Source organism: Halomonas tibetensis (genome assembly GCF_042643535.1).
GTDB lineage: Bacteria > Pseudomonadota > Gammaproteobacteria > Pseudomonadales > Halomonadaceae > Halomonas > Halomonas tibetensis.
On sequence record NZ_JBHRSQ010000008.1, the window covers coordinates 86,825 to 113,218 of the forward strand.

General features: G+C 63.9%; 26 protein-coding genes. 8 read left to right on the forward strand and 18 right to left on the reverse strand.

The window, feature by feature from the left end:
- Positions 1-2 precede the first annotated feature (2 nt).
- Positions 3-2,486, reverse strand: a complete 2,484-nt coding sequence (locus tag ACFODV_RS05455) for a molybdopterin-dependent oxidoreductase (protein WP_379755837.1) — start codon at positions 2,484-2,486, stop codon at positions 3-5.
- Between the two features lie 102 nt (positions 2,487-2,588).
- Entirely contained in the window at positions 2,589-3,638 is a 1,050-nt protein-coding gene (locus ACFODV_RS05460) for a 4Fe-4S dicluster domain-containing protein (protein ID WP_379755840.1), read from the reverse strand.
- Positions 3,639-3,841: 203 nt separating this feature from the next.
- Here ACFODV_RS05460 and ACFODV_RS05465 point away from each other — a divergent pair, with 203 nt between their 5' ends.
- Entirely contained in the window at positions 3,842-4,282 is a 441-nt protein-coding gene (locus tag ACFODV_RS05465; RefSeq protein ID WP_379755843.1) for a hypothetical protein, read from the forward strand.
- Positions 4,283-4,339: 57 nt separating this feature from the next.
- Here ACFODV_RS05465 and ACFODV_RS05470 read toward each other — a convergent pair whose 3' ends face one another.
- The 13 genes from ACFODV_RS05470 to ACFODV_RS05530 all read right to left on the reverse strand — a co-directional run bounded on the left by ACFODV_RS05470 (position 4,340) and on the right by ACFODV_RS05530 (position 15,231).
- Positions 4,340-4,576, reverse strand: coding sequence for a thioredoxin family protein (locus ACFODV_RS05470; RefSeq protein WP_379755846.1), 237 nt, complete (start codon positions 4,574-4,576; stop codon positions 4,340-4,342).
- A 12-nt stretch (positions 4,577-4,588) separates the two neighbouring features.
- Positions 4,589-5,599 (reverse strand): permease, encoded by a 1,011-nt coding sequence (locus ACFODV_RS05475; RefSeq protein WP_379755849.1) that lies wholly within the window; start codon positions 5,597-5,599, stop codon positions 4,589-4,591.
- A gap of 89 nt (positions 5,600-5,688) precedes the next feature.
- Positions 5,689-6,240 (reverse strand): RNA polymerase sigma factor, encoded by a 552-nt coding sequence (locus ACFODV_RS05480; RefSeq protein WP_379755852.1) that lies wholly within the window; start codon positions 6,238-6,240, stop codon positions 5,689-5,691.
- A gap of 94 nt (positions 6,241-6,334) precedes the next feature.
- Positions 6,335-7,519, reverse strand: a complete 1,185-nt coding sequence (locus ACFODV_RS05485) for a thiolase family protein (RefSeq protein ID WP_379755855.1) — start codon at positions 7,517-7,519, stop codon at positions 6,335-6,337.
- Positions 7,520-7,630: 111 nt separating this feature from the next.
- Positions 7,631-8,830, reverse strand: a complete 1,200-nt coding sequence (locus ACFODV_RS05490; protein WP_379756281.1) for an MFS transporter — start codon at positions 8,828-8,830, stop codon at positions 7,631-7,633.
- Positions 8,831-8,872: 42 nt separating this feature from the next.
- The gene (locus tag ACFODV_RS05495) at positions 8,873-9,679 is read right to left on the reverse strand and encodes a universal stress protein (protein WP_379755858.1); all 807 of its coding nucleotides are present in this window, start codon (positions 9,677-9,679) and stop codon (positions 8,873-8,875) included.
- A 4-nt stretch (positions 9,680-9,683) separates the two neighbouring features.
- Positions 9,684-9,977 (reverse strand): CC/Se motif family (seleno)protein, encoded by a 294-nt coding sequence (locus ACFODV_RS05500; RefSeq protein WP_379755861.1) that lies wholly within the window; start codon positions 9,975-9,977, stop codon positions 9,684-9,686.
- A 3-nt stretch (positions 9,978-9,980) separates the two neighbouring features.
- Entirely contained in the window at positions 9,981-11,081 is a 1,101-nt protein-coding gene (gene arsB / locus ACFODV_RS05505) for an ACR3 family arsenite efflux transporter (protein ID WP_379755864.1), read from the reverse strand.
- Between the two features lie 13 nt (positions 11,082-11,094).
- Positions 11,095-11,805: an arsenical resistance protein ArsH gene (gene arsH, locus ACFODV_RS05510; protein WP_379756284.1), complete on the reverse strand. Its 711-nt coding sequence runs from the start codon at positions 11,803-11,805 to the stop codon at positions 11,095-11,097.
- 11 nt (positions 11,806-11,816) lie between these two features.
- Complete coding sequence (locus ACFODV_RS05515; protein WP_379755867.1) at positions 11,817-12,311, reverse strand: arsenate reductase ArsC; 495 nt, start codon at positions 12,309-12,311, stop codon at positions 11,817-11,819.
- 167 nt (positions 12,312-12,478) lie between these two features.
- Positions 12,479-13,129 (reverse strand): NADPH-dependent FMN reductase, encoded by a 651-nt coding sequence (locus ACFODV_RS05520; RefSeq protein ID WP_379755870.1) that lies wholly within the window; start codon positions 13,127-13,129, stop codon positions 12,479-12,481.
- A gap of 138 nt (positions 13,130-13,267) precedes the next feature.
- Complete coding sequence (locus ACFODV_RS05525) at positions 13,268-14,044, reverse strand: alpha/beta fold hydrolase (protein WP_379755873.1); 777 nt, start codon at positions 14,042-14,044, stop codon at positions 13,268-13,270.
- Positions 14,044-15,231, reverse strand: a complete 1,188-nt coding sequence (locus tag ACFODV_RS05530) for an acetyl-CoA C-acyltransferase (protein WP_379755876.1) — start codon at positions 15,229-15,231, stop codon at positions 14,044-14,046. Before ACFODV_RS05530 ends, ACFODV_RS05525 begins: the two co-directional genes overlap by 1 nt.
- 144 nt (positions 15,232-15,375) lie before the next feature.
- On the opposite strand from ACFODV_RS05530, the gene ACFODV_RS05535 reads away from it, so the two are divergent.
- The 7 genes from ACFODV_RS05535 (at position 15,376) to ACFODV_RS05565 (ending at position 23,290) form a co-directional block, all read left to right on the forward strand.
- A complete protein-coding gene (locus ACFODV_RS05535) occupies positions 15,376-15,945 on the forward strand; it encodes a TetR/AcrR family transcriptional regulator (RefSeq protein WP_379755879.1) in 570 nt (189 codons plus the stop codon).
- A gap of 254 nt (positions 15,946-16,199) precedes the next feature.
- Positions 16,200-17,864 carry an AMP-binding protein gene (locus ACFODV_RS05540; protein WP_379755882.1) on the forward strand — a complete coding sequence of 555 codons (1,665 nt, stop codon included), beginning with the start codon at positions 16,200-16,202 and terminating at the stop codon, positions 17,862-17,864.
- Between the two features lie 19 nt (positions 17,865-17,883).
- Positions 17,884-18,651 carry an SDR family NAD(P)-dependent oxidoreductase gene (locus tag ACFODV_RS05545; protein ID WP_379755885.1) on the forward strand — a complete coding sequence of 256 codons (768 nt, stop codon included), beginning with the start codon at positions 17,884-17,886 and terminating at the stop codon, positions 18,649-18,651.
- A gap of 144 nt (positions 18,652-18,795) precedes the next feature.
- A complete protein-coding gene (locus tag ACFODV_RS05550) occupies positions 18,796-20,607 on the forward strand; it encodes an acyl-CoA dehydrogenase C-terminal domain-containing protein (RefSeq protein ID WP_379755888.1) in 1,812 nt (603 codons plus the stop codon).
- Between the two features lie 217 nt (positions 20,608-20,824).
- Entirely contained in the window at positions 20,825-21,790 is a 966-nt protein-coding gene (locus tag ACFODV_RS05555; RefSeq protein ID WP_379755891.1) for a zinc-binding metallopeptidase family protein, read from the forward strand.
- A 169-nt stretch (positions 21,791-21,959) separates the two neighbouring features.
- Complete coding sequence (locus ACFODV_RS05560; protein ID WP_379755894.1) at positions 21,960-22,820, forward strand: diguanylate cyclase domain-containing protein; 861 nt, start codon at positions 21,960-21,962, stop codon at positions 22,818-22,820.
- A gap of 110 nt (positions 22,821-22,930) precedes the next feature.
- The gene (locus ACFODV_RS05565) at positions 22,931-23,290 is read left to right on the forward strand and encodes a hypothetical protein (protein ID WP_379755898.1); all 360 of its coding nucleotides are present in this window, start codon (positions 22,931-22,933) and stop codon (positions 23,288-23,290) included.
- Between the two features lie 22 nt (positions 23,291-23,312).
- On the opposite strand, the gene ACFODV_RS05570 is transcribed toward ACFODV_RS05565, so the two are convergent.
- The 3 genes from ACFODV_RS05570 to ACFODV_RS05580 all read right to left on the reverse strand — a co-directional run bounded on the left by ACFODV_RS05570 (position 23,313) and on the right by ACFODV_RS05580 (position 26,366).
- Positions 23,313-23,735, reverse strand: coding sequence for a hypothetical protein (locus tag ACFODV_RS05570; protein ID WP_379755901.1), 423 nt, complete (start codon positions 23,733-23,735; stop codon positions 23,313-23,315).
- A gap of 134 nt (positions 23,736-23,869) precedes the next feature.
- Positions 23,870-24,892: a hypothetical protein gene (locus ACFODV_RS05575; protein ID WP_379755904.1), complete on the reverse strand. Its 1,023-nt coding sequence runs from the start codon at positions 24,890-24,892 to the stop codon at positions 23,870-23,872.
- A 169-nt stretch (positions 24,893-25,061) separates the two neighbouring features.
- Entirely contained in the window at positions 25,062-26,366 is a 1,305-nt protein-coding gene (locus ACFODV_RS05580) for an ATP-grasp domain-containing protein (RefSeq protein ID WP_379755907.1), read from the reverse strand.
- Positions 26,367-26,394 lie beyond the last annotated feature (28 nt).

A 26,394-nucleotide genomic window follows, 5' to 3' on the forward strand; every position in this document is an offset into this window, starting at 1 on the left:
GGTTAGGCGCGTTCCAGCCTGACCTTGCCGGTGTAGTAGCTGGCGAGCCCGGAGATCGGATCCGACGCGTTGGCGGTGATCTCGCTGGAGTTGCCCGGACCGCGGCCCTTGGCCCAGCGCCCTTGCGCCCAGTGGCCATACTCGAAGGGCAGCACCAGGGTGTCGGGACGGTGCGAGGCCACGAAACGGCACTCCGCCTCGATGCTGCCGAGATCGGAGGTGATCCTGACCCAGTCACCGTTGCGGATGCCGCGGTCCTTCGCGGTCTGCGGGTGAACCTCCAGGTAGACGGTGTTGCGGCCGCCGACGATGGGCTGGTGAACGGCCATCTGGTGGGGAACGTTGGCGCCGCGTCCTTCGGCGTGCAGTGGCGTCTTGGGCGTCACGAAGTAAAGGTCGCCATCGCCGCCGGTGTGCACCGGTTCGACCCACTGCACCAGGCCGACTCGGTCGCGGGGAATGCCCATCTCGCTTTCGATATACTCGGCGTGCTGTTCCAGGTAACCGGAGCGCACCTCGAACTTGCCAGATGGCGTCTTGAACAGATTATGCTGGACCTCCTCCTCGCTCATCTGGCGGGCGTAGCGCTGGCCGTCCCACTCGTAGAACTCGCCGCGGATCTGGCGCCACTTGTAGGGCTTCTTGTACCAGACGCCTTTCTCCTTCCAGCTTTCGAAGTCGTTCACGCCGTTGTCGCCCGGGTCATCGGCGAAGCCCGCCGCCAAATGGCGAACCACATTCTCGATGTTGCCCAGCGCCTGGTAGTAGTCGGCGGTGGGGCCCTCGATGCGCTTGCCCAGTTCGATGATCACGTCGCCGTACATCTTGGTGTCGTGGATCGGCTCCACCGCCGGCACCCGCAGCGCCGCCATGGGCCACCCCTCGAAGGGGTAGGTGGGAATGTCCTGCAGACGCTCCAGGTAGGTGCTGTCGGGCAGCACGATATCGGCGTACATGGCCGTCTCGCCGGGGAAGGGCGATGTATCGATTACGAAGACGTCCTTGAGCGCCTCCTCCCAGACTTTCGGGTTGGGTGCCGACCAGATCGGGTTGGTGTAAAAGAACATGGCGGTGTCGAGCTTGTAGGGGTCCCCCGCCAGGTGGTTGGGGGCGCACTCCTGCATCATGTTGCCGACCATGGGCCAGCGCTCGGTGCCCTTCATGTCGATACGCGGCTGGTTGCGCCAGTCGCCGTTGCGGGCGTAGTCGTCGAGGTAGTCGTCGGCACTGGCGGGCAGCGCGCCGTAGGAGGGGCCGACCTGATAGCCCAGGCCGCCTTCGGCGAACAGCGAGCCCACCAGGGCGTTGAGGCTGTGGATTGCCATGCCGTTGTAGGTGCCGTTGCTGTGGCCGGTCGCGCCACGCTCGAACAGGGCCACCGCCGGGCGGGTGCTGCCGAATTCCATGGCGGTACGGCGGATATCGGCCGCCTTGATGCCGGTGACCTCTTCGGCCCACTCCGGGGTGCGGTCCTTGAGCTCTTCGTTCCACCAGTCGGCCAAGCCGTGCACCCATTTTTCGGTGAAGTTGCCGGTGGAGATGCGCCGGCCCTCAACGAAGCCCAGGTTGGGGTTGATGAAATCGCCGACGAATTCGCGATCCCACAGCCCCTCGGTGAGGATGACGTGGGCGATGGCCAGGGCGAAGGCGCCGTCGGTGCCAGGCTTGATGTAGAGAGCGCGATCCGAGGCGGCCATGGTCGGGTTCATGCGCACGTCCACCGTGGTGACCCGCGTCTTGGGGCTCTTGGAGCGCATTTCCCCCCACATCTGCATCACGTTGTTGTAGGGGCGGAAGGCCTCGAGGAAACTCGCCCCGATGATCAACAGATAATTGGTGTTGCGGTAGTCATAGGAGCTGTAGGAGTTGTTTCCATCTGTGGCGTGCTTGGCTTTCTTTGAGCCGTCGGCGCACATCGAAGAGTGGCCGATGGCGGCATTGGGCGTGCCGTAGAGTTGGCCGAAGGTTCCCTGCATGCCGGCGTCGGAGGCGCCCCAGCCGCGACCATAGAACATCGAGAAGCGGTGCGATTCGCCGCGGCGGCGCAGGTCGTTCAGTCGCTCGGCCACGGTGTCCAGCGCCTCGTCCCAGGAGATCGGCACGAAACCGGGATCCTCGTCGCGCCCCTTGTTCGGGTTGGTGCGCTTCATGGGCCCCTTGAAACGATCCGGATCGTAGAGGAAGTAGCTGCCCAGGTGCCCCTTGGGACACAGCTTGCCGTTGGCGATGGGGTTGCCGGTGTCGCCGTAGATGGCGTGTACCCGGCCGTCGGTGGTGTAGACGTCGATGCCGCAGCGCGCCGGGCACTGGGCACAGACGTTCTTGGTGATCGTCGTCTCGCCACGAGCTGTCTGGGCGCGCGCTTCCGGTGCAAGCGACAGGCCGGGCAGGCCGGTGAAGCCCGCCGTTACGGCGCCGGCGGCGCCAACGGCGGCCGACGACTGCAGGAAGCGGCGCCGGTTGATCAGGGTCTGGAACAGTTTCATCGGATCTCCCTCGGGATGCTCGTCTTGTTTTGCGAGTCGTTCTGGAATCGCGGTTGCGGGTCGCCACCGGTCGTCGTCGATCGCCGGGCGCCTGGGCTCGGGTTAACCGAATAGGTCATCAAAGCTTTCCTGCATCAGCGCCGCCTCTCGCCGGCAGGCCGGGCAGGTGGAAGCGCCTTCGAAGTCGTTTGGGGTGAAGGGGCGACCGCATTGGAAGCAATCGATGCGCCGGGATTTGCGTAGCGTCACGGCTTCCTTGCCCATCGATTCGACGCTGGCCAGGGCGCCCTCCGGGCAGGCGGTCAGGCAGTGGCCGCAGCCGAGGCAGGCCTGCGGGTCAAAGCCCAACTCACCGCCCTGGGTTTCATGCAGGGCCTCGGTGGGGCAGACCCTCGCGCAGACGCCGTGGGCCAGGCAGGCATCGGTAGTCAGGCTCAGCCCGGGCAGTGCCGGGGCGGCTCGGGTATCACCCAGCGCCTCGGCGGCCGCTTTCTGGCGCTGCAGCCGCCGTGCCTTCGGGGCGGCGTCATCGGCGGCGATGGGCGGAAACCGAGGGGCCGGGCGGCCGCGCAGGAGGTCGCGGCGGCTTACCGCGGCGCGGGCGGCGCGAAAATCGCTGCGGGCCGGGGTATCGATGATCGTGGCAAGCGCCTCGGCTGCACTCCGCCAGTCGTCCTGGGTGTCCGTAAGCGCGGCGGGGCAGTCGCGGCAGCCGTGGGGAAGGTCGAGCGCTACACCCTCGGGGGCCGCTCGTGCCGCCAGCCAGGCCAGCAGGTCGGGGCCCAGAGCGCGAAGACAGTGCAGACGGTGCTGATTGCTGCCTTCCGTCACACGATGACAGCCCAGGCGCAGTGACTCCCCCTCCACCTGCTTCGCTATCAGGGCGTCGACCTCGGCGCTGACCAGGGCCTCGCTGGGGCAGGCCGGGACGCACTGGCCGCAGCCGTGGCAGGCGTCGCTGGCCAACAATGAAACGCCGTCGCCGTGTTGATGGAAGGCGAGGGCATCCACCGGGCAGGCGTCGAGGCACCGCGTACAGGTCAGCGGATGGGGCGGGGCCTGCAGGCAGCGAGAAGCTACCCAGCCAAGCGATGTGCTCCAGGGAGCGAGAGGGCTTGGCGTACGGTGGGAATGGGTGTCACGGTGCGGCATGAAGGTTTGCCCGCCATCATTGTTATGGTTATATGCGTATTGCCATATATTTAGCGGGAAGCATGGCAGAGAGTTCGACGCCTTGCCATATCGATTAGTCGTAAGTGTGGCAGGCCTAAGCCAGCAACTTGTCCTGGATCAATTTTCTCCGTGCGATGCAGTGAGTAGCCTCAATGACGGAGCTGACAATGGGAGTGTGATGGATGGCCGTACTGGTGGAAGCAACGGCAGTAATCGTGCGGGCGGCGGCGGTGGCGCCACGCATTTCAGGAGGCTGGGAGGCGCTGGGTGATAGCCTGCCCGAGCAGGGCGTCTGTTCAGATGATGAGCTGGTCAGCATCAGTCTGTTCGACCCGGCTGAGGTGCGTCGGCTGGTGGAGCGCTTGGTATCACTGGGGCTGAGCTTCGACTGGGAAGGCAATGTCGAGGATATCGCCTTCGCCGATCAGAAGCGGGGGCTGATCACCCCCTGCGACTGGCTGACCTTTGAAACGGTAAATATCGGCATCGGCGGGACGCCGCCTAGCGTGGCGATCTGCCGGATGACCGGCAGTCAAAGCCATGAGTTGCGTGTACCAGAGGGTTGGCGCTACCAGGGCTCGCTCAGCGAGGCGTTTGGGGCGGAGGGCTCTGGCAGGGAGTGATAACCCCACGGTGTTGCTGTTGCCGGTTGTCCGACTCACCACCATGGGGAGGAGTGACTAGCCCTTAAGCATCGTCTCGATCTTGCCGCGGTCCGGCACGCTGCCGCTATGAAAGAGCTTGCCATCGATGGCCACGGCTGGGGTCGACATGACCTTGTAACCCATGATGGCAGCCGGGTCTGTCACCTTTTCCACTTCGACGTCGATACCCAGTTCGCTCGCTACGGACTCTATCTGCTCGGCGGTGGTAACGCACTTCTTGCAGCCGGTACCCAGTACTTCGATCTTCTTCATAATTAAGCTCCTTCAGTGAAATCCGCTGAACAGCCAGGGGCTCAGCAGGTTGATCAGCCAGCCTACGATCATGAAGTTGACCAGCAGGATGACGAAGATGATGACCAGCAGGCGCCACTGCATGACCTGCTTGAGCATGATGAACTCGGGGAAGCTGGCCGCCACGGTGCTCATGCAGAAGGCCAGGGTGGTGCCCACCGGCAGGCCCTTGAGAATCAGGCTTTCCATTACCGGGATGACGCCGGTGGCGTTGGAGTAGAGCGGAAGACCGGCCAGCACGGCAACGGGTACGTTCCACCATTGGCCGCTACCCAGGTTGTCGGCGAACCAGCCGTCCGGCACGAAGCCATGCAGTCCGGCGCCCAGTCCGACACCAATGATCACCCACTTCCAGATTCGCCCGACGATCTCCTTGAGTTCGTCCCGGGCAAATTCGTGGCGGTCCTTCAGGGTGAGTGAGGGTGCCTCGGGGGCGGGCTCGTCACCCTGGGGCGCCTCGGCGGCCTGCTGGTAGGCCTTGGCGGCGAAATCCTTCAGCCAGCGCTCGCTCTTGAGGGCATCGAGGATCATGCCACCGCCGATGCCCACCCCCATGCCGATGGCGATGTAGACCAGAGTGAATTCCCAGCCCAGCAGGCTCCACAGCATGATAACCGCCACCTCGTTGATGATCGGCGAGGTGAACAGGAAGGCCATGGTGATGCCCAACGGAATCCCGGCGCTGGTGAAACCCAGAAACAGCGGAATACTCGAGCAGGAGCAGAAGGGGGTGATGGCGCCAAAGCCGGAACCCAGACCATAGCCCGCCAGGCGAGGTTTCTGGTGAATATAGTGTCGGACACGCTCCAGGTTCAGCGAGGCGCGCATCAGGGCGATGATATAGATCATCACCACCAGCAGCGCGAAGATCTTGGTGGTGTCCTCGACGAAGAAGTGCAGCGAGGTGCCAAGCTTGCTTTCGGGATCCAGTCCGGCGATCCCGTAGACCAGCCAGTCGGCCAGCCAGGTAAAGACCTCCAGCATTGTCATCCTCCCCCTGTGTGATTGGTGGTGTCACACAAGAAGACGCAGCACCAGGCAAAAGGATGCACCTTAGATGTGGAATACTTGGCTTATCCTTGATGAGCCCGGTGGCAACAGACGCGTCCTTGCTCATCAAAGATGATGTCACACTGCTCGATCAGCCGCTCACGCAACCGCTGTCTGGCCCGACGCAGCCGCGTTTTGGTGGCCGGAAGCGTCAGACCGTGGCGTGTCGCGTAGTCGGCCTGTCGCATTCCTTCCAGGTCGCACCGCTCGATGATGTCGGCATCTGCCGGAGCGCAGTCGGGCAGCGCACGGTTGATGCAGTCGACAAGGCTTTCGACCGGAGAATCCGCCTTTGGCTCTGTGACCACATCGGGTGGTTCTTCACCTGTCCAGCGTCTTGCGCGTCGTTGCTGATCGATCCATTGATGTCGGGCAACGCGGAAAAGCCAGGCACGGGGAGAGTCCAGTTGGCAGAAGCGGGCGCGGTGGGCCAACGCCTGGGTATAGACCCCCTGGAGCAGGTCGTCAGCGGCATCGCGATCGCCGCTGTGCCTGATCAGAAAACCCCGGAGCTCATCTCGGTGGGCTTGCCAGGCGGATTCGATACAGGGATGGATGTTCTGCTTGGCCGTCATGTTGACTCTGTGCTTGGGTGCAAGTTGTCGGTGGGGGCCGTTGGCACGTCCTCGATGTGGAGAAGCGCACCAGCGGCCTATCGAGAGGGTTTCTCTATAGGATTTCCAGCGCCAGGGCGATGCCCTGTCCGCCACCGATACACAGGGTGACGATGCCGCGGCGTTCGCCGTTACGCTGCATGGCATGCAGTAGGCGGGTGGTCAACACCGCGCCGCTGGCGCCGATGGGGTGGCCGTGGGCGATGGCGCCGCCCTCCACGTTGACAATCTCTTCCGGCAGGCCGAGTTCGCGCTGACAGGCCAGGGCGATGGCGGCGAAGGCCTCGTTGATCTCTACCCGATCAAGGTCGCCAACCGACCAGCCCGCGCGCTCAAGCGCCTGCTTGACCGCCGGCACCGGGCCGATGCCGAAATAGTCGGGGTCCACGGCGCAAACGCCAAAGGACACGAGGCGAGCCATGGGGGTGAGACCCTGCTTCTCGGCCCAGTCCCGCTCGGCGACGATCATCGCCGCCGCACCGCTGTTGAGCCCCGGGGCGTTACCGGCGGTGATGGTGCCCTCCTTGCGGAAGGCCGGCTTTAGCCTGGCCAGGGACTCCGCGGTGGTGTCGCCGCGGTTGTGCTCGTCGCGGGCAAACGTCGTGGTGCCCTTGCGGCTGGTGAGCTCCACGCCGGCGATCTCGGCGTCGAAGTGGCCTGCCTCCTGGGCCTTCGAGAAATTCAGCTGGGAGCGCAGCGCCCAGGCGTCCTGGTCATCCCGGGAGATGCTGTAGCGGGTGGCAAGATCCTCGGTGTGCCAGCCGGCGTGCTTGCCGCTGAAGGCGTCGTTGAGGCCGTCGAAGAGCATGGTGTCGTGCATGGTGACGTCGCCCATGCGAGCGCCCCAGCGGCCCTGGGGGAGCACATAGGGTGCGCGGTCCATGTTTTCCATGCCGCCGGCGATGGCGCAGTCGGCCATGCCGCTCCAGATCTCCAGAGCAGCGTTGATCACGGCCTGGGCACCGGAGCCGCAGACCCGGTTGATGGTGAGCGCCGGCACCTCCACCGGCAGGCCACCGCCGATGCCGGCCTGACGGGCGGAGTTCATGCGACAGCCGGCCTGGATGACGTGACCCATGATCAGCGACTGCACCTTGTCGGCCGCCAGGCCGGATCGCGTCAGGGTTTCCTGAATGACCCGCGCTCCCAAGTCTGTGGCGGGGGTGTCCTTAAGGCTGCCGCCGTAGGTGCCGATGGCGGTGCGAACGGGATGGCAGATGACGACGTCACGTGATGACATGGTGTTTCCTCGTATCGTTAAGGGGATGATTCTCAAGACGTGACTCTCGGTATAGCACACCCGGGACATTCCCACCGTGACATGCCCCCTAACCCACAGTGAAGGGCCTTTTCAAGGTGTGCTGCCCTGGGATGCGGGATCGCGTATCGAGAGGGGGCGCAACACCCACAGGCCGAGAATCGGCCCCGGCAGCAGCCACCACAGCACCCAGACACCCTGCACTTCCCAAAGCGCTGTGGTAAGCGAGATGGCCGGGATGGTCAGGGCGAAGCCCACGGCGTTCATCACTGCAAGGGTTGCGCCCACTCGTTCGCGCGGTGCGCTGGCCGCGGCCAGAGCCGAGAATTGCGGCGAGTCGGCGATCACGGTCAGCCCCCACAGTGCCAGTAGGCTCAGCAGCAGCCCCGGCGGCAGCCAGGTCATCAGCGGGTAGGCCAGGCAGATCAGGCCCGAGGCGGCCAGGGCTCGACGTGCTACCCACAGGCTGCCGAACCGACGGCTCAGGCTGCCGCCGCCCACGCAGCCGGCCAGGCCCAGGGCGATGACGGAAAACGAAAGCCAGGGAATCCAGGCCTCGGTGGCGTCGAGCCGCGTCACTTCCCGGGCGACCAGGAAGGGGGCTAGCGTCCAGAGGGCATAAAGCTCCCAGCAGTGGCCGAAGTAGCCGCCGGCTACGGCACGGAAGCGCCGTTCACGCAGGGCGGCCAGACCGTCGAGCAGCCGCGTTCTGCCGCTGTAAGGTGGCAGGTGCGGTCCATCGCCGAGAGCCAGGATCAGGGCGCCGCCCAGTAGTGCCAGCAGTGAAGCCCCCAGCAGCGGCCATTCCCAGGGCAGCCCCAGGGTAGAGCCACGCAGCAGATGGGGCAGGGCGGTGCCCAGCGTCAACATGCCCACCAGCCAGGCCAGCGCCGCACCGGTATGTCGGGGTACCCAGCCGATGACCAGCTTCATGCCCAGCGGGTAGATGCCGGCCAGGCACAGCCCGGTCAGTAGGCGAAGCGTCACTGCCAGGGGCATCTGGTCGGCGGCCAGCACGAAGCCGGCATTGGCCAGGGCGCCGGCCAGGCAGGAGGCGGCGAAAATATGGCTGGCGCGGAAACGATCGGCCAGGCCGGTGGTGGCAATGAACAGGGTGCCGGCGATGAAGCCCGCCTGGACGGTGAGGGTCAGCCGCCCCAGGTCGGCTTCGGTGAAGCCGAGGTCCCGCGACAGCGAGAGCCCAACGCCGTTGACAGAAAACCACAGCGAGGTGCCGCAGAGCTGGGCGAGTACGATGACAGCCAGCGGTACGCGTCGGATCAGAGAGGTCATCGTTGGCAAGGCAATATGAGACTCCAGGCGCAGCGGATGGCGTCAGGTCCCTTGAGGCACCACCAGCACGGGGCAGTGGGCATCGCGGGCGATGGCCTCGGCGGTGCTGCCGAGCAGAAATTCCTGGATGCGATTGCGCCCGCGCTTGCCGATAACGATCAGGTCGGCTTTTTCGCGCTTGGCCTCTTCGATGATGGCGCGGCGCGGGTCGCCGTCCAGTACTCGGGTCTCGAGGTCCTCGATGCGTTCAGCGATGCTGTCCAGGTGGCGGTGGGCATCTGCGATTTCCCGCTCGCAGCAGCCCTCGGAGGCACAGCTCGCGGTCACCGCAAGGCGGCGCTGGAAGCGCGAGGCGAGCGTCACGGCCTGCGCCTCGGCGCCTGCCACTGCGTCGGAGCCATCGGTGGCCAGCATCATCAGCCGATAGTCGGCGCCGGTCAGCGCCTCGGCCACCGGTTCCAGCCACAGCGGTTTCCGGGTCAGGCGGGCGGCATCCAGTGCCGTGCTGCCGAGGAAGAACTCGTGCAGGCGGTTGTGGCCACGACAGCCAATCAACAGCAGGTCGGCGCCCAGTTCGTCGGCGGCCTCGGTCAATACGGCACCGGGTTCGCCGCTGCGCACCTCAGTGTCGATGGTCAGCCCCGGGGCGGCGAGATCGCCGGCAAGCTCAGAAAGCTTCGCCAGGTAGTGAGGACGGTGGGTTTCCTCGGGCGTGGCTGGATAGCGCGAGCTGAGCACGTAGATCAGCGTCACCCGCTCGGTGCCCCAGGCGGTTAGAGTCTTCAACCGCTCCTGCAACAGCGGCAAGGCGGGTGAGAAATCCACGGCGACCAGGATGTGCTTGAACATGGTGTCACTCCTTGGAACGAGAAGGGGAAGCGCCCTCCACGAAGAGATGCTTGAGGCCCAGGAAGCCCTCGACGTTGATCCTCAGGCCCTGGTCGATAAGCGTTGGGTCGATATGCAGGGTCACTCCCTCGAGTTCGAGGCGGGTGTAGCGTTCGGGTTCATCCGGCCTGCGCGCCTCGGCCACAGCGATATCGGCGCTGCCGCCGCAGCAGCCGTGACGGGTCGAGAGGCGCACGGTGGCCACACCGCCTTTCTTTTTCAGCCACGCGCGGGCCCGGGCGGTGACCTCAATGGTCATGGCTCAGCCCTTCGCCTCGGCGGCAGCCGGCGCGTCGGCCGTCGGGAAGTGGTGCCGGGTCTTGTTGGCGATGCGCACCAGTGCCAGCATCAGCGGCACCTCCACCAGTACGCCCACCACCGTGGCCAGCGCCGCGCCGGACTGCAGCCCGAACAGGGCGATGGCGGCGGCGACGGCCAGTTCGAAGAAATTGCTGGCGCCGATCATCGCCCCTGGGGCGGCAACGTTATGAGGCACCTTCCACGCCTTTGCCCAGCCGTAGGCGATGAAGAAGATCAGGAAGGTCTGGATGATCAGCGGGATGGCGATCAGCACGATGTGCAGCGGTGCCTCGAGGATCACTTCGCCCTGGAAGGCGAACAGCAGTATCAGGGTGAGGATCAACCCGATGGGAGTGATCGGTGCCACCTTTTTCATGAAAACGTTGTCGAACCACTCGATGCCGTGACGGGCAATCAGGGTACGGCGGGTTAGATAGCCCGCTACCAGCGGAATGACAATGTAGAGAACCACCGACAGCGCCACCGTGTCATAGGGCACCTGGATATTGGAGACGCCAAGAAGCAAGATCACGATGGGCGCGAAGGCGAACAGCATGATCAGGTCGTTGACCGCCACCTGTACCAGCGTATAGGCGGCGTCACCGCGGGTCAGGTAGCTCCACACGAAGACCATGGCGGTACAGGGCGCGGCGCCCAGCAGGATGGCCCCGGCCAGGTACTCACTGGCGCGCTCCGCGGGAATCAGCGGAGCGAACACCACCATCAGGAAGAACCAGGCGATGGCGAACATGGTGAAGGGCTTGATCAGCCAGTTCACCGAGGTGGTGATGATCAGCCCCTTGGGCTGGCGGCGCACGCCGAGTATCGAGGTGAAGTCGATCTGCAGCATCATAGGAAAGATCATCGCCCAGATCAGGATCGCCACGGGGATCGATACCTGGGCGTATTCGAAGCGCGACAGCGCATCGGGTATCGCCGGCGCAAACTGGCCGAGCAGGATGCCGGCGACGATGGCCAGTGCCACCCAGAGTGAAAGGAAACGTTCGAACAACCCCATGCCCTCGGAGACGCTGGGTGACTGAGTGTCCTGCTGTCTGGTCATGATAAGACTCCTGTCAGAGGGTGCGCTGGTTGACGCGAGCTGAAAGCTGCTGCGCCGACTCCTTGCGTTCCGAGTAGCGATCGGTGAGCGCCTCGCAGCGACCGCGCACCAGCAGCGTGAATTTCATCAGTTCCTCCATGACGTCGACGATACGGTCATAGAAGGGCGATGGTTTCATGCGGTCGTTATCGTCGAACTCCATGAAGGCCTTGGGCACCGATGACTGGTTGGGGATGGTGGCCATGCGCATCCAGCGACCCAGCACGCGCAGCTGGTTGACGGTATTGAACGACTGGGAGCCACCGCTCACCTGCATGACCGCCAGGGTCTTGCCCTGGGTGGGGCGCACCGCGCCCAACGCCAGGGGGATCCAGTCAATCTGGGCCTTCATGATGCCGGTCATGGCACCGTGACGCTCCGGCGAACACCACACCATGCCTTCGGACCACTCGGCCAGCTCGCGCAGCTCGGCGACCTTGGGGTGGGTCGCTTCCTCGGCGTCAGGCAGAGGAAGGCCGCGCGGGTCGAAGATGCGCGTCTCGGCACCCATGGCTCGCAACAGTCGCCCCGCTTCCTCCACGGACAGGCGGCTGAAGGAGCGGCGGCGCAGCGAGCCGTAAAGCAGCAGGATACGCGGGGCATGCTCGCCGTCCGCAGGGATGCCAAGGCTCGAGGCGTCGGGCACACAGAACAGGTCGCGGTCGATATTGGGCAGGTCGTCCAGAGGTTGGGTCGTCAAGGCGTCTCTCCTTCTTCCTGCGACAGGCGATGGTGGATCTTCTCCAGAGCGCTGCTTAGTTCGTCGGATGAGAGGTCATTCAGCGGCAGGGTAAGCATGGCCTTGACGCGCTGTCGCAGGGCGGTAAAGGTGCTGGCGAAGGCGGCCTCGATTTCGGCTTCGCTGCCCTCGGCGTTCGAGGGGTCGGGCACGCCCCAATGGGCGCGAACGGCCCGGCCAAGAAAGAGCGGGCAGGCCTCGCCGGCGGCGTTATCGCAGACGGTGATGACCACGTCGGGTTGTACATCGAGGTCATCCCAGGACTTGCTGGCGAGACCCCGGGTGGGAATGCCTTCACTCTCCAGCCAGATCAGCGTCAGCGGGTTGACCTCGCCGGTCGCATGGCTGCCCGCGCTCCAGGCATGGTGCCGGGTCTCGGTCAGGTAGTTGAACACGGCCTCGGCGTAGATGGAGCGGCAGGAGTTTCCGGTGCAAAGAAACAAAACGTTCATGGTCTCTCCGTCGAGCCTCTCCATCGAAAGAGGGGTGTCGGGGATGGCGCTCTGATGACATCTATAATATATGGATAATCATATATGCTCAATGTCATACCCCGTTTGCTGATTGCCACGAATACGCTGGACCGGGGGGGCGTCGCCTCACAAAGCGAGCAGCCCCCTCAGGGTGCGCTGCGTTGGTCCGGGGCGCGCTGGAAGGCCGGTGAGACCTCGGTCGGGTCACGTTTCTCGCGATGGCTCGCGGCGGCCTCGGCCCACCAGCCGAGCTGGCCCAGGGTGCGGCCGAAGTAGCCGACCCAGCGGTCCGGGTCGTCCTGGAAACCGCCGTCCTCATCGAGGGCCTCCTGGGCCCTAGGCACGTGGATCATCGCCGAGACCGGCAGGCAGCCGAGTTCCGAGAGGAAGGTGCGCATGGCCACCGCTGCCCGGGCGCCGCCCCACTGACCGGCGGAGTAGGTGACGATGGCGCTGGGCTTGAAGGCGAACAGGGAGCTGCCGAAGTGATTCAGCAGGTGCGAGAGCGCCGGGCTCATGGAGTGGTTGTACTCTGGGCTGACCATCACGTAGCCGTCGGCGGCCTCGATCTTTCCGGCCAGGCTATCCAATGCCTCGGGGACCCGGGATGTTGCATAGGCGAAGTGTGGCTTGAAGACGCCGCCGAGCTCGATGTCCAGCGGGTCGATCAGCTCCACGGTGGCGCCATCCGCCTCGAGCAGCTGCACGCAGGCACGGGCCACCCGCAGGCCGAGGCGAGCGGGTGCGGGTGGGGTGCTGTCTCGGGCCGTGCCCAGGAAGACCAGGAAGTGAGCCATGGGGATCTCCTTGGTGGGGTAACAGGAAGATCAGCCTAGCAGACACGGGCAGGGCGTGAGCAGCGTCGCACAAGCAAACTGAACAGTGGCAGGGGCCTCGGGGGCCCCTGGGTATACAGGATGGGAAAGCAGCCGCCGCTAGGCCGGCTCGGCCAGGAAGCCTGCGACAATGGCGGCGAGCTCTTCGGGGCACTCGCGGTGAGGCACGTGGCCGCAGGCAAGAATCCGCGCCTCGGCGGGGCCTGCGGTGAGCTCGGCGATGCGACGGGCCTGGTCCGTGGAGCCGAATTCGTCCCGCTCGCCGTGAATGGCCAGGGTGGGACAGCCCACTCGGGGCAGGGCATCGTTCAGGTGCCAGTCGCGAAAGGCCTCGGAATGCCAGGTGTCGACCCAGGCGCGCAGCACCCACTCGGCCTTGTCGCCATGATAGCGGGCCAGTCGCGCCATCTGCTCGGGGTCGCCGAAGGCCCGCTCCGCTTCGCGGATGCCTGCCAGAGTGCGCGTCTCGATGAACGCTTGAGCCGCCACCGTGATCAGCGCCTGGCAGGCATCGGCGTGCTGTCCCGCCGTCTCGATGGCCATGCTGCCGCCCACGCTGTGTCCGAGCAGCACGAATCGCGTGAGCCCCAGTCCTTCACGCAGCGCGACGAAGGTGCTCCGGGCCTCATCGGCGACGAAGGTGGGGGGCAGCGTCCCGGGGTAGGGCGTGGAATGGCCGAAACCCAGGCGGTCATAGGCGATGACTTCGCGACCGGTGGCCTTGGCCAATTGCTCGGGAAAGTCGCGCCACAGCGCCACGCAGCCCAGCGAGTCGTGGAGCAGCACGATGGGTTCATGCAGGTCCGCTGCCCGTGCCGGCCGCCAGCGGGCGACATGGATGCCGCCCGCCGGAGTGTCGAGGGTAAAGGCCTCCATCAATCGACCAGTTCGACGGCCACTGCGGTGGCCTCGCCGCCACCGATGCACAGGCTGGCGATGCCGCGCTTGCCGCCCCGGGTGCGCAGAGCATGGATCAGGGTGGCGATGATCCGCGAGCCGGTGGAGCCGATGGGATGGCCCTGGGCACAGGCGCCGCCGAAGACGTTGACCTTGTCGTGGGGGATGTCGAGCCCGTCCATGGCCAGCAGGGTGACCACCGCGAAGGCTTCGTTGATCTCGAAGAGATCCACGTCGTCCACGCTCCAGCCAAGCGTCTTCATCAGCTTGTCGATGGCGCCCACCGGGGCGATGGTGAACTCGCTGGGATGCTGAGAGTGCGTGCTGTGGCCCAGCATGCGGGCCAATGGCTTGGCACCCAGGCGTTCGGCGGCGGACGCGCTCGCGAGTATCAGCGCCGAGGCGCCGTCGGAGATGGAGCTCGAGTTGGCCGCGGTGATGGTGCCCTCCTTGGCAAAGGCGGGTCGCAGCGAACGTATCTTGTCCAGCTTGGCCTGGAAGGGCTGCTCGTCGTGATCCACCACGCTCTCACCCTGGCGGGTGGTGACGGTGACCGGTGCCATCTCGGCGCTGAGGTGGCCGTCGTTGGTGGCCGCCATGGCGCGCTCCAGCGAGGCAATGGCGAAATCGTCAAGGCGTTCGCGGCTGTAGTCGCGGGCACTGGCGACGTCCTGTGCGAAGACGCCCATCAGCTTGCCGGTCTCGGCGTCTTCCAGACCGTCCAGGAACATATGGTCCTTTAGCTCGCCGTGGCCGAGCCGGTAGCCGGTGCGCGCCTTGGTCAGCACGTGGGGGGCGTTTGACATGGATTCCATGCCGCCGGCGAGCATCACCTCGGCGCTGCCGGCGCGGATCAGGTCGTGGGCCAGCATGGTGGCCTTCATGCCGGAGCCGCACAGCTTGTTGATGGTGGTGGCGCCGATGGCGTCGGGGATGCCGGCCTGGCGCATGGCCTGGCGAGCCGGGCCCTGCTTGACGCCGCCGGGCAGCACGCAGCCCAGAATCCCCTCATCGATGGCGGAGGCCTCGATACCGGCGCGCTCGATGGCGGCGCGAATGGCTACCGCGCCAAGCTGCGGAGCGGTCATGCTGGCAAGGCTGCCCAGCATGCCCCCCATGGGGGTGCGGGCGGCGGAGAGGAAGAAAATATCGTTGGACTGACTCATGGCGGTTCTCCCGATGTGGCGTTATGGCCCTCGCGGGGCCGCATTGTGATTGTCGGTTGGCCCGCGGCGCGTTGACCCGTTCGCGGGGCTGTGCTTTTCTCAGGGTCAACCAAGCAAGCGCTAGTGTAAACGTCGATGAATGTAATGAATGAATCTCCGCGCCGCAAGGAGTTGACCCGGCAAGCCGCCCAGCTGTTCGTTCAGGAGGGCTTCGACCGCACCACCGTCCGCATGCTGGCCCAGGAGATGGGCATAAAGTCCGGCAGCCTGTTCCATCATTTTCGCGACAAGCAGGAAATTCTCGCGGCGGTGATCGAAGAGGGAACCCAGAATGCTCTGGTGATGGCTCGTGACGCCCTGGCGCGTTGCGACACCAGCGCGGACGCTCGACTGCACGCCATGGCACGCGCCCATCTGGAAACCCTGCTCACCGACCGCAACGCTCATGTGGTTGCCCTCTATGAGTGGCGCCGGCTCGATCCCGAGGCCCGTGCCCATCTTAGCCACCTGCGGGACGCCTACGAGACGCTGTGGGAGCAGGTGATCGACGAGGCTCTGGCCGATGGACTGATCCACGGTGATCGCTTCCTGGTGTCGCGCTTCGTGATGGGGGCGCTTAACTGGACGGTGCGCTGGTACGACCCCGAAGGGCCGCGTACCCCCGACGACCTGGCCGACGAACTGGTCGCCATGATTACCCGCCGTCCCGCCTGACTTTCCTCCACGACATCCTTGGTCGCCTGTCAAAACGGCTCTTTTTGCATCCTGACCGAGCTGCCTTTTGGTGGCTTGCTCTACCATGGTCTAGTCGCTTGTTCTGATCCCGGCCTTGCCCTGTTCGCGAGGAATCGCTAGCTTGGACCTAGCGCTTGATAGGTTGACGCTTACGTTAACTGAATCTATCCAGAGAGCCGACAACAATCACAAGAAAGCCGACAACAACCACAATCTGCCAGATGAGGACTGCCATGAGCACGCAAGCGAGCCTTCCCGAGTATCGTGCCTACCTCGAGACCTTTTCCATTGACGACATGATCGCCCGCCTGGACGATCACCGCGACGGCAAGGCCAACGCCTTCGAATCTACCTGCGGCCGTCACCTGCGTGCCGGTCGAGGCGAGGTGCTGGCGCTGGTCCAGGAGGACGTCCAGGGCGAGGTCAACACCCTGACATACGCCGAACTTGAGGCCGAGAGCGCCAAGCTGGCCGGCTGGTTCGCCGAGCGCGGCCTGGGCGTGGGTGACCGCATCGCCTGCATGCTGCCGCGCTCACCGCAGCTGCTGGTGGCGGTGCTGGCCACCTGGCGCATCGGTGCCGTCTATCAGCCGCTGTTCACCGCCTTCGGCCCGGACGCCGTGGACTATCGCCTGGGGCGCGCCGACACCAAGCTGGTGATCACCGATCACGCCAACCGCTTCAAGTTCGATGGCCTGACCCAGTGCCCGCCGGTGTTGGCCGTGGGCGGTCCGACCGCCGAGCACGGTGACGATCAGGACTGGGCCGATGCGCTGGCCCATTCGCCGATCCAGGCTACCCCGCCGCGCCTCTCCCGCGATGCGCCCTTCCTGCAGATGTTCACCTCCGGCACCGTGGGCAAGCCCAAGGGGGTGGCGGTGCCGCTGTCCGCCATGACCGCCTTTGCTCTCTATATGGAATTGGCCGTTGACCTTCGCGAGACCGATCTCTTCTGGAACATGGCCGACCCCGGCTGGGCCTACGGCCTCTACTACGCTATCGCGGGACCGCTGCTGCTGGGCGTGACCACCCACTTCTGTGAGGCGGGCTTCAGCGCCGAGGGGGCCCTGGCGTTCATGAAACGCCACCGCATCACCAACTTTGCCGCCGCGCCCACCGCCTACCGTCTGATGAAGGCTTCGGGGCTGTTCGACAACGCCCACGAAACCCTGGAACTGCGCGCGGCCAGCTCCGCCGGTGAGCCGCTCAATACCGAGGTGGTGACCTGGGTGGAGCGCTCCCTGGGCTGTTCGGTCATGGACCACTACGGCCAGACCGAAACCGGCATGACCTGCAATAACCACCATGCCCTCGATCATCCCAAGCACGTCGGCGCCATGGGCGTACCCATGCCCGGTTACCGTCTGGCGATCCTCGACGCCGAGTACAACGAGCTCCCCCCGGGTGAGCCCGGCGTGCTGGCCGTGGACATCGAGAACTCCCCGGCGCACTTCTTCCCAGGCTACACCTGGCAGGAGAAGCACCCCTTCGCCGAAGGCTACTACTTGACCGGCGATGTGGTCATCAAGAATGAGGACGGCACTTTCCAGTTCGCCGGCCGCGACGACGATATCATTACCACCTCCGGCTACCGGGTGGGCCCGACCGACGTGGAAAATAGCGTGATGACCCACCCGGCGGTGGCCGAGTCCGCCGCCGTGGGCCAGCCCGACGAGATCCGCGGCGAGATCATCAAGTCCTACGTGGTACTGCGCGAGGGCTTCGAAGCAAGCGACGAGCTGGCCGACGAGATTCGCAAGCAGGTCCGCGAGCGGCTCTCCACCCACGCCTTCCCGCGGGTGATCGAGTTCGTCGAGGAACTGCCCAAGACGCCGAGCGGCAAGATCCAGCGCTTCAAGCTGCGTGCCGATGCCGTCGACAAGGCGCCGGTGAAATGACGACCCCGAGGAAACCAACATGCAAGTGAAGGACAATACCTTTCTGATTACCGGTGCTGCCTCCGGGCTGGGGGCGGCCACCGCCGAGCGCCTGGTGGCCGGGGGGGGCAGGGTGGTGCTCTGCGACCTGAGCGATGCCGTAGAGGCCCACGCTGAGCGCCTGGGCGATGCCGCCCGGGCGGTGCGCGGCGACGTCACCTCGGGTGACGATATCCAGGCCGCCGTGGACGCCGCCATCGCCCTCGGCGATGGCCGGGGTCTTGCGGGAGTCGTGCACTGCGCCGGCGTGGTCAGCGTGGCCAAGCTGGTCGACCGCGAGGGCAATCCTGCCGACCTTGACGCCTACCTGCGTACCATCAACATCAATCTGGTGGGTACCTTCAACGTCATGCGCCTGGCCGCTGCGGCCATGGCGAAGAACGCGCCAGGCGAGGATGGCGAGCGCGGCGTGATCATCAACACCGCCTCCGTCGCCGCCTTCGATGGCCAGGTCGGTCAGTGCGCCTACAGCGCTTCCAAGGCTGGCGTGGTGGGCATGAGCCTGCCGGCGGCACGCGAACTCTCTCGCCACGGTGTGCGGGTGATGGCCATCGCCCCCGGCGTGTTCGAGACGCCGATGATGAGCGAGATCCCCGACGAGGCCGCCCAGGCCCTGGCTGCCGCGGTGCCTTTCCCCAAGCGGCTCGGCAAGCCCGACGAATTCGCTCGACTCGCCGAACAGATCATCACCAACGCCATGCTCAACGGCGAGGTGATTCGCCTCGATGGCGGGATTCGCATGCAGTAGATCGAAAATCAAACGATCGCTTGACTCTCCGCGCGGCGGCGGCTAATTTCAAACGCATGTTTGAAATCGGCCGCCGCCGCTTTTGCGTCCTCATGTGGCGGCGCCCGGCTGTGGAACCGGCAGCCAAGAAAATGGAGAGTTGAGATGCCCGACTATCAGGCCCCCCTGCGCGATATCCGTTTCGTCATGGACGAGATGCTGGACTATCCGACCCACTACACTCGCCTGCCCGGCGGTGAGGACGCCAGCCCCGACGTTGTCGGCGCCATCCTGGAGGAGGGGGCGCGCTTCGCCCGCGAAGTGCTGCTGCCGCTGAACCAGAGCGGTGATCGTGAGGGCTGCCTGCTGGAGGGCGGTGACGTGAAGGCCCCCAGGGGCTTCAAGGCCGCCTATGCTCAGTTCGTGGAGGGCGGATGGCCGAGCCTGGCCGCCGACCCCGAGCACGGCGGCCAGGGCCTGCCGCACTCCCTGGCCATGGTGCTCAACGAGATGATCTGCTCCACCAACCTGGCCTGGGGCATGTATCCGGGGCTCTCCCACGGCGCCGCCGACGCCCTGCGCCACCATGGCACCGACGAGCAGAAGACCACCTATCTGACCAAGCTGGTCGAGGGCACCTGGACCGGTACCATGTGTCTCACCGAGCCGCACTGTGGCACGGATCTGGGTCTGATCAAGACCCGTGCCGTGCCCACCGATGACGGCGCCTTCGAGATCACCGGTACCAAGATCTTTATCTCCGCCGGCGATCATGACCTCGCCGATAACATCGTCCACCTGGTACTGGCCAAGCTGCCAGACGCGCCGGAGGGCTCGAAGGGCATCTCGCTGTTTGTGGTGCCAAAGTTCATGCCCAACGAATCGGGCGAGCCCGGTGAGCGCAACGGCGTGGCGTGCGGCTCCCTCGAGCACAAGATGGGGATCCACGGCAACGCCACCTGCGTGATGAACTTCGACGCGTCGAAAGGCTTCCTGGTAGGCGCGCCCAACAAGGGCCTGGCCTGCATGTTCACCATGATGAACGCCGCGCGTATCGGCGTTGGCATCCAGGGTCTGGGCCTCATCGAGGCCAGCTTTCAGAACGCCTTGGCCTATGCGCGCGATCGTCTGCAGATGCGCGCGCTATCCGGTGCCAAGGCGCCCGAGAAGGTCGCCGACCCCATCATCGTGCACCCGGACGTGCGCCGCATGCTGCTGACCCAGAAGGCCTTCGCGGAGGGCGGCCGGATGCTGGTGCTCTACACTGCGCAGATGATCGATATCGTCGAGCACGGGACTGACGCCGCCGAGAAGGACAAGGCCGATACTCTGCTGGGTCTGCTGACGCCCATCGTCAAGGCGTTCCTCACCGAGGTGGGTTTCGAGGCGACCAACGAGGGCGTTCAGGTGTTTGGCGGCCATGGTTTTATCCAGGAGTGGGGCATGGAGCAGCTGGTGCGCGATGCGCGCATCACCCGCCTTTACGAAGGCACTACTGGTATCCAGGCCCTCGACCTGCTGGGCCGGAAGGTGCTGATGAGCCAGGGCGAAAGCCTTAAGGTCTTTACTCGGGAGATCCACAGGTTCTGTCAGGCCGAGGAAGGGAACCCGGAACTCGCCGAGTTTGTGCGCCCGCTGGCCAAGCTCAACCAGGAGTGGGGGGAGCTGACCATGAGCATTGGCATGAAGGCCATGAGCGATCGCGAAGAGGTGGGCGCGGCAAGCGTCGACTATCTGATGTACGCCGGCTACGTGACCCTGGCCTATCTGTTCGCCCGTGCGGCGAAACAGGCCCGCGCCGCCCTGACCGAAGGGACCGATGAAGCCGCCTTCTACCGTGCCAAGCTCGACACCGCGCGCTTCTATTATCAGCGCCTGGTGCCGCGCACCCGCGCCCACAAGCAGGCCATCGAAGCCGGCGCCGAATCGCTGATGGCGATCAGCGCCGAGGACTTCGGTTTGGGCTTCGAGATTTGATCCACTCCCTTCGCGATCGAGACGGCCTGGCCGGCAACGTCTTCTGGGGCAGCTTCGACCTGACCCTGGCGATCGCGTTTCTGACGTTTTGCGACTGGGAGCAATAGGTGTCTGGGCTTCTGGCGCTCCAATGATAAGCTGATACTTAGAACGCAGCCTTCAGCCGCTATCTTTACCGATGGCACTGCCTTCCACCGTTTACCAGGAGCTAATGCCCATGCGAGTCTTCGCCAATCCCGTCGGCTACGGGTCTCTGTGGTTCGACAACCTTGCGACTGCCACCGGCACGCCGGTTGCCTATGACCCTCAGGCCAGGGCGTTCATCACCATGCCGCCGTTCTGTGCGAATCGCGACGTGATCGGCTGTAACTGGATCGCTCCCAAAGAGGGCGACTTCTGCCGTGCCTGTGCCATGACCGAGCTGGCCCCGGATACCTCTATCCCGAATGCCATCCCCCATTGGAACAAGACCGAGGCGGCGAAGCGGTGGGTGCTGGATAACCTGGGCCGCTGGAACTGGTTTCGGCCCGAGGACCCCGGCGCTCGTCCCGTGTTTCACATGCTGGCCGAGGGCCACACCCCTGTCCCCATGGGGCATGTCGGTGGCGTTGTGACGATCAGCGTGGCAGAGGCGGACCCGGTCCTTAGCACGACGCGTCGCGAGGCGCTGGAAGAGCCCTACCGCACTATGATCGGTCACATGCGCCATGAGATCGCGCACATGCTCTGGTGGCGCCTCAGCCTGCGGGAGGATTTTCTCGACGCCTTCCGAGAGATGTTCGGCGACGAGCGGCAGGACTATCCTACCGCGCTCACGCGTCACTACCATGATGGGCCGCCGCCGGACTGGCGCTTGAGGTTTGTCAGCACCTATGCGTCCGCTCACCCCCATGAGGACTGGGCCGAAACCGCTTCCCACCTGCTTCATCTCACGGATATCGCCGACAGCTTCGTTGCAGCAGGCCTGTCTTCTGCCGATCTTCCGCACCTTGGGTGGGATCCCTATATGGAGGCCGATGCCGAGAACTTGATTAACGTGGCAGCACATCAGGTCATGGCGGTCAACCACATCAATCGCGCCATGGGATTGCCGGACCTGTATCCCTTTGTGATTTCCGACCAGGTGCGTCGCAAGCTTATCTTCATGCACGACTGGTTGCGCAGGGGTGCCCAGGGACTTTAACTCTCTCAATCAACATACTTCGCAGGTGATGCTAGCCGCGAAGCGGCAAGCGACATGCCCAAGGCCTATGGCATTGTCGGCAGACCTGCAGAAAAATTCGCAGGATGGTTACCGTCTTCCAGCATGGGCGGACACCAATCAGTCCACGTGAATCGGAATCTCCTGACCTATGCCCGTTGACCTGCAAGCGCTCTATCCCAAGCTGATCAACCTGATATTGGACACGGTCTTCGTGGTCGATAGGGACAACCGTATCGTTTGTGTGAGTGATGCCTGTGAGGCAATGCTGGGTTATCGTGCTGATGAACTGACGGGGACGACCATTACCGACTACATGCATCCTGATGACCTTGCGGCCTCCCTGGTTTCCATTACTCGAGTCATGAATGGTCAGCCTCATACCGATTTCCGTAATCGCTATATCCGCAAGGATGGTGGCGTTGTACACATCCTGTGGTCGGCCCGCTGGGTCGAGGAGGAGGGGGTTCGGATCGGTGTCGCGCGGGACGTGTCGGCTCTGAGGCAGGCCGAAGAAGAGCTGCGTTACCTCGCCCACCATGATCCCCTGACAGGACTGACCAACCGCTCGCTGTTCTATGACCGACTGGCGTCGGCCATGCATGCGGCTCACCGACATCAGTGTGGTCTGGCTCTGTTGTTTCTGGACCTCAATGATTTCAAGTTGATCAACGATGTCCATGGCCATGCGATGGGTGATCGTGTGATCTGCTCGGTGGCACGCCGGCTGGAAGGCTGCGTTCGCGAGACAGACACGGTGGCTCGGATGGGAGGTGATGAATTCACCGTTCTGTTGACGGACATTCACTCGCCGGATGCCCTATCCGCCAAGGTGGAGCAGATTCTTGCGGTTCTGGCCGAACCGTTGGGCCCTGATTTGGTGGAGATCGTCCCTTCCTGCAGTATCGGCGTGGCCCGCTATCCCGCAGACGGAGAAGATGCCGATACGCTCTTGAGCCATGCGGATAGCGATATGTACCGGATAAAGAGACGCCGTTCTGCATCGAGCTGACGAGCCTGATTCGCCGCCACGATGGTATTCTGGCGCTTAGGCATGGTTGACCTTGACCGCTAGGGTGGATGGCGCACCGACACTGACCACCTCTTGACCGGGAGTGCTCCATGAGTAACGGACCCTATGGACTAATCGCCTGCGACTGTGGCGCATTATCGCTGCTGGTAGGCGGTTCACCCCTTGCCCTCGGCCTGGATACCGGGGACGAGCCGGTGGCCTTCTGGCCGCTGGCAGCCATTCAGATTGGCCAGGGTGCCGACGAACTCGATGTTTCAGCGGATGATGAGGGCGGCGATGCCTGGGGATGCCGGCGATGCGGTGAGCGGTTGTTGTACGCTCATGACGGAACTGGCATGGCGATACTGCAGGGGCATCCGGAGGATAGGGGCGATCTTGCCTCCGGACTGACCCTGTCGCAGCAATGCACATTGGAGGCCCTGGGCTATCGGGTGTTGGCGGGGGAGTAGCGGCGGCGATGCCGACATGTGCTCAAGAAAGGCGTTTCCAGCCTTGAACGAGATAGCGTGAGGCGCTCTGCCAGCGAGATTCATCGGCAGGGGCTGGTGCATTGGTCAGCGCCTCAATGGCCCGCTTTAGGGCCTCTAGAATGGCGTCCAGTTGGCGATGGCACAGGGTGCTGTCCAGGTCCCCAGGGCAGCGGGCCAGGAGCTGATCGCACTCTTCGCTTGCGGTCTCCAGAGCCTCGTGGGCAGCAGTGGGGTGGGGCGTCTGGTCGACACATGCCTTGAGCTCGCGCGCGAGCATGCCGAGCATACGGGTATCGAGCCAGCAGGGAAGGCCGTCACTGGCCTTGCCGGCCATCGATTGCTTGATGGCGCGAAAGGAGACCTGCAGGAAGACGGCGGTGTAGTAGGCCTTGGGGCGCTCTGTGCTCATGTGCGCTGTGTTCATGATCGGCTCGTGACGTGATGCAAGTGATAACTCTTATCAATTGTGACGAGTTTCCATCAGACGGTCAATGGCGTTACGTTGGCTCGATTTTTCGAGCGCATCAGGCATCTCGTCTCCTGATCATTATGCAAGAATTATAGGCGCACGCGATCGATCTTGCGGCGGAAGTACATCTCCAGCCGCAGGTCCAGCGCCCAGCGCGGGTCGCGGTTGTGCTCCCGGGGAAAATGCAGGGTAGGTGCCACGTCCAGAAAGAGAATGCCGCGGTGCAGGTTGCGCCGGTATCGTGTCTGCAGGTAAGTGTCCTCGATGCTGGGGCTGGAGCCACTCTCGCCCAGCATGACGGCGCTGTAACGGATTGCCTGGCGTCGATCGATGCGCTGGTTAAGTTCTAGCGTCTCGCTGAATTCCAGCCGGTCGACCTCCTCCCGCCACTGCACGTTGGTGATGAAGCGAAGATGGCGATCATCACCCACCGGTCGGCCAAGGTCCCAGCGGGTGCGGGCAGAGTAGCCATCCCTGTTGAACCAGGAGATGCGGTTGTCACTTTCCAGTTGCCAAGGGCCGTCGTCGAGGGTCCACAGGCGCTGAGTAATCACGCGCGCGTAAGGGTCCGGAGGCAACCGAACGCGAACACCGGCGCCGACCTGGGTATTCCAGCGCTCGCTCTTGTCGCGGCTTCCCAGACGATTCAGACCGATACGCAGGCTCTCCACACCGCTGATACGATCATCCACCAGCTGGTTGTCCTGCTCGGCCAGGGTGCCTTGAGTTTCCTCCGGTTCGCTTTCGATGATCAGTCGCAGGCGCTTTTCGGTGGTGGGCATATCAAGACGAAACCGGACGCCAACGTCCTGCCTAAAGTCCTCGCCTTCCTTCCAGCGCGAGCCCTGGCTGATACGCAGGTAGGAGTCGTTCTCGATGGTCAGGGCGTCGGTGGTGCCGAAGAAGGCGTCGAGTCTGCGCGAGGTGGTTTCGACCCAGCGCGACACGCTGTCATGCATGGGGTCAATCTGCTCGTTGGCCCAGAGGGGAAAATCGCTATCGCTTTCCGGGACTGAGCCGTCATTTAGCTCGCCGCCAGCGGTATCCGGGAGGGTGTCGGCGTTGGCGCTCAGGGCGGCGCAGGCGGCCAAAGCTATCAGGACCTTTCTCATCCGTGGTTACCTATTGTGTACCTTGGCCATGAGTCTATCCGCGAAAGCGGTCGACGTCGTCAACGTCTTGTCGTATTGAGTGTCACAGTGGGTAAACATGAAAAGGGCAGGGCATAAGCCCTGCCCCCGGTCATGTCAGCGTGGACACGTGTCGGCGCTGAACGAGTGGCTAGACGTAGAAGTCCAGGTCCTCTTGTGCCTTGAGCAGGTCCCGCATGACGATCGGGTCGTCACCGAAGAAGAACAACAGACCCCAGTGCGTGCCGAAGGCCGAACGATCCGGAACCGTTTCTTCGGCCGGTGCGACCAGCTCGTGGGATTCGAAGTACGGGTGCTCGATGGTTTCCTTGGGCATCTCCAGTTTGCTGACGACACGACGCCTCGGATATACGCCGAAACAGCCCGCATAGCCTTTCGCATCAACCACTTCGCGGGGGAAGAAGGCATCGACCTCTTCCTGGGTGCTCTTGGGATCGAAGACCAGCATAGAGGCCTGGTAGGCACTGAATCCGTAGGCGCGCTCGATCAGCTCGAAAGCCTTGAAGCCGGGTGGGCGATAGGCAACCTCGCCAAAGTACATCTCACCGTCTGACGCCACGAAGTACTCGGGATGGATCAGACCGAACTGGATGTCGAACGTCTTGATCAGCTTCTCGATCTGCTTGGTAATGGCGTTGCGCCAGCTCTCGAGTTCCCTTGTAGCGGGGACGAACACCGAATAGCCCAGAGTCACATACTCGGAGATATTGAGGAACTTGATCTTGCCGTCATGGATCCAGGCCTCGACGGCAAATTCCCAGCCGTCGAGGTGGCTTTCCATCAGCAAAGGATACTCTTCGTCCGGGATGGCATCGATCTCTTCGATCTTGCGAATCATACGGTGTCCGAGACAGCCAGCCTTATCGAAGGCCTTGACGTGAATCGGGTCATCCGGGTCGCCGTCAAGCTTCAGCAGCGTCTGGTTGACGCGTTTCATGAAGCGGATGATGTCTTCTTTCTCGTGTGCCTCTTCGAAGATGCCCACGCGGATGCCGCCCAGCTGTGCGCGTCGCTTCATCAGCGCCTTGTCGCGGAACAGGATGGACTGCCCGTACATGCGCGGATTGTCCATTAGCACTGAGTTGATCGCGCCTGACCATTCGACGGTTTCCTCAAACAGCGGGATGGCCACGTCGACGCCTTCTGCCTTGAGCCGTTCGGCAATTTCCATGGAACGGTCATTCAGGCGCACAAAATCCCAGGAGATGTAGGGGATGTTGTTGGCTTCACAGAAATCGCCGGCCCATTCGGGCGCCACTACCACGTAGCGCCGATCAAATTTCTGCGCGGCCTTGATGGCATTGACACTCCAGCCCAGCAGGGCGATGTAGCCCTTGTTGGGGTCCTTGGGCGTTTCAGTACCTCGAACCGAATCTAATGTCGGATCGGTCCAGCTTGAAACGTCATTGGTTACCGGAGTTTCTGATACGGACATATTGTTCTCCTTCTGCCTGGGGCAGGAT

What these genes read in the sequence shown, in the direction of transcription:
- ACFODV_RS05565 (WP_379755898.1), top strand. Translation starts at nt 22,931, where the DNA reads ATGAGTAACGGACCCTATGGACTAATCGCCTGCGACTGTGGCGCATTA.
- ACFODV_RS05475 (WP_379755849.1), bottom strand. Translation starts at nt 5,599, where the DNA reads ATGCTGGAGGTCTTTACCTGGCTGGCCGACTGGCTGGTCTACGGGATC.
- ACFODV_RS05455 (WP_379755837.1), bottom strand. Translation starts at nt 2,486, where the DNA reads ATGAAACTGTTCCAGACCCTGATCAACCGGCGCCGCTTCCTGCAGTCG.
- ACFODV_RS05530 (WP_379755876.1), bottom strand. Translation starts at nt 15,231, where the DNA reads ATGAGTCAGTCCAACGATATTTTCTTCCTCTCCGCCGCCCGCACCCCC.
- ACFODV_RS05465 (WP_379755843.1), top strand. Translation starts at nt 3,842, where the DNA reads ATGGCCGTACTGGTGGAAGCAACGGCAGTAATCGTGCGGGCGGCGGCG.
- ACFODV_RS05480 (WP_379755852.1), bottom strand. Translation starts at nt 6,240, where the DNA reads ATGACGGCCAAGCAGAACATCCATCCCTGTATCGAATCCGCCTGGCAA.
- ACFODV_RS05545 (WP_379755885.1), top strand. Translation starts at nt 17,884, where the DNA reads ATGCAAGTGAAGGACAATACCTTTCTGATTACCGGTGCTGCCTCCGGG.
- ACFODV_RS05575 (WP_379755904.1), bottom strand. Translation starts at nt 24,892, where the DNA reads ATGAGAAAGGTCCTGATAGCTTTGGCCGCCTGCGCCGCCCTGAGCGCC.
- ACFODV_RS05535 (WP_379755879.1), top strand. Translation starts at nt 15,376, where the DNA reads ATGAATGAATCTCCGCGCCGCAAGGAGTTGACCCGGCAAGCCGCCCAG.
- ACFODV_RS05515 (WP_379755867.1), bottom strand. Translation starts at nt 12,311, where the DNA reads ATGAACGTTTTGTTTCTTTGCACCGGAAACTCCTGCCGCTCCATCTAC.
- ACFODV_RS05570 (WP_379755901.1), bottom strand. Translation starts at nt 23,735, where the DNA reads ATGAACACAGCGCACATGAGCACAGAGCGCCCCAAGGCCTACTACACC.
- ACFODV_RS05460 (WP_379755840.1), bottom strand. Translation starts at nt 3,638, where the DNA reads ATGCCGCACCGTGACACCCATTCCCACCGTACGCCAAGCCCTCTCGCT.
- ACFODV_RS05500 (WP_379755861.1), bottom strand. Translation starts at nt 9,977, where the DNA reads ATGACCATTGAGGTCACCGCCCGGGCCCGCGCGTGGCTGAAAAAGAAA.
- ACFODV_RS05525 (WP_379755873.1), bottom strand. Translation starts at nt 14,044, where the DNA reads ATGGAGGCCTTTACCCTCGACACTCCGGCGGGCGGCATCCATGTCGCC.
- ACFODV_RS05495 (WP_379755858.1), bottom strand. Translation starts at nt 9,679, where the DNA reads ATGTTCAAGCACATCCTGGTCGCCGTGGATTTCTCACCCGCCTTGCCG.
- arsB (WP_379755864.1), bottom strand. Translation starts at nt 11,081, where the DNA reads ATGACCAGACAGCAGGACACTCAGTCACCCAGCGTCTCCGAGGGCATG.
- ACFODV_RS05520 (WP_379755870.1), bottom strand. Translation starts at nt 13,129, where the DNA reads ATGGCTCACTTCCTGGTCTTCCTGGGCACGGCCCGAGACAGCACCCCA.
- ACFODV_RS05555 (WP_379755891.1), top strand. Translation starts at nt 20,825, where the DNA reads ATGCGAGTCTTCGCCAATCCCGTCGGCTACGGGTCTCTGTGGTTCGAC.
- ACFODV_RS05550 (WP_379755888.1), top strand. Translation starts at nt 18,796, where the DNA reads ATGCCCGACTATCAGGCCCCCCTGCGCGATATCCGTTTCGTCATGGAC.
- ACFODV_RS05485 (WP_379755855.1), bottom strand. Translation starts at nt 7,519, where the DNA reads ATGTCATCACGTGACGTCGTCATCTGCCATCCCGTTCGCACCGCCATC.
- ACFODV_RS05560 (WP_379755894.1), top strand. Translation starts at nt 21,960, where the DNA reads ATGCCCGTTGACCTGCAAGCGCTCTATCCCAAGCTGATCAACCTGATA.
- ACFODV_RS05490 (WP_379756281.1), bottom strand. Translation starts at nt 8,830, where the DNA reads ATGACCTCTCTGATCCGACGCGTACCGCTGGCTGTCATCGTACTCGCC.
- ACFODV_RS05580 (WP_379755907.1), bottom strand. Translation starts at nt 26,366, where the DNA reads ATGTCCGTATCAGAAACTCCGGTAACCAATGACGTTTCAAGCTGGACC.
- ACFODV_RS05540 (WP_379755882.1), top strand. Translation starts at nt 16,200, where the DNA reads ATGAGCACGCAAGCGAGCCTTCCCGAGTATCGTGCCTACCTCGAGACC.
- ACFODV_RS05470 (WP_379755846.1), bottom strand. Translation starts at nt 4,576, where the DNA reads ATGAAGAAGATCGAAGTACTGGGTACCGGCTGCAAGAAGTGCGTTACC.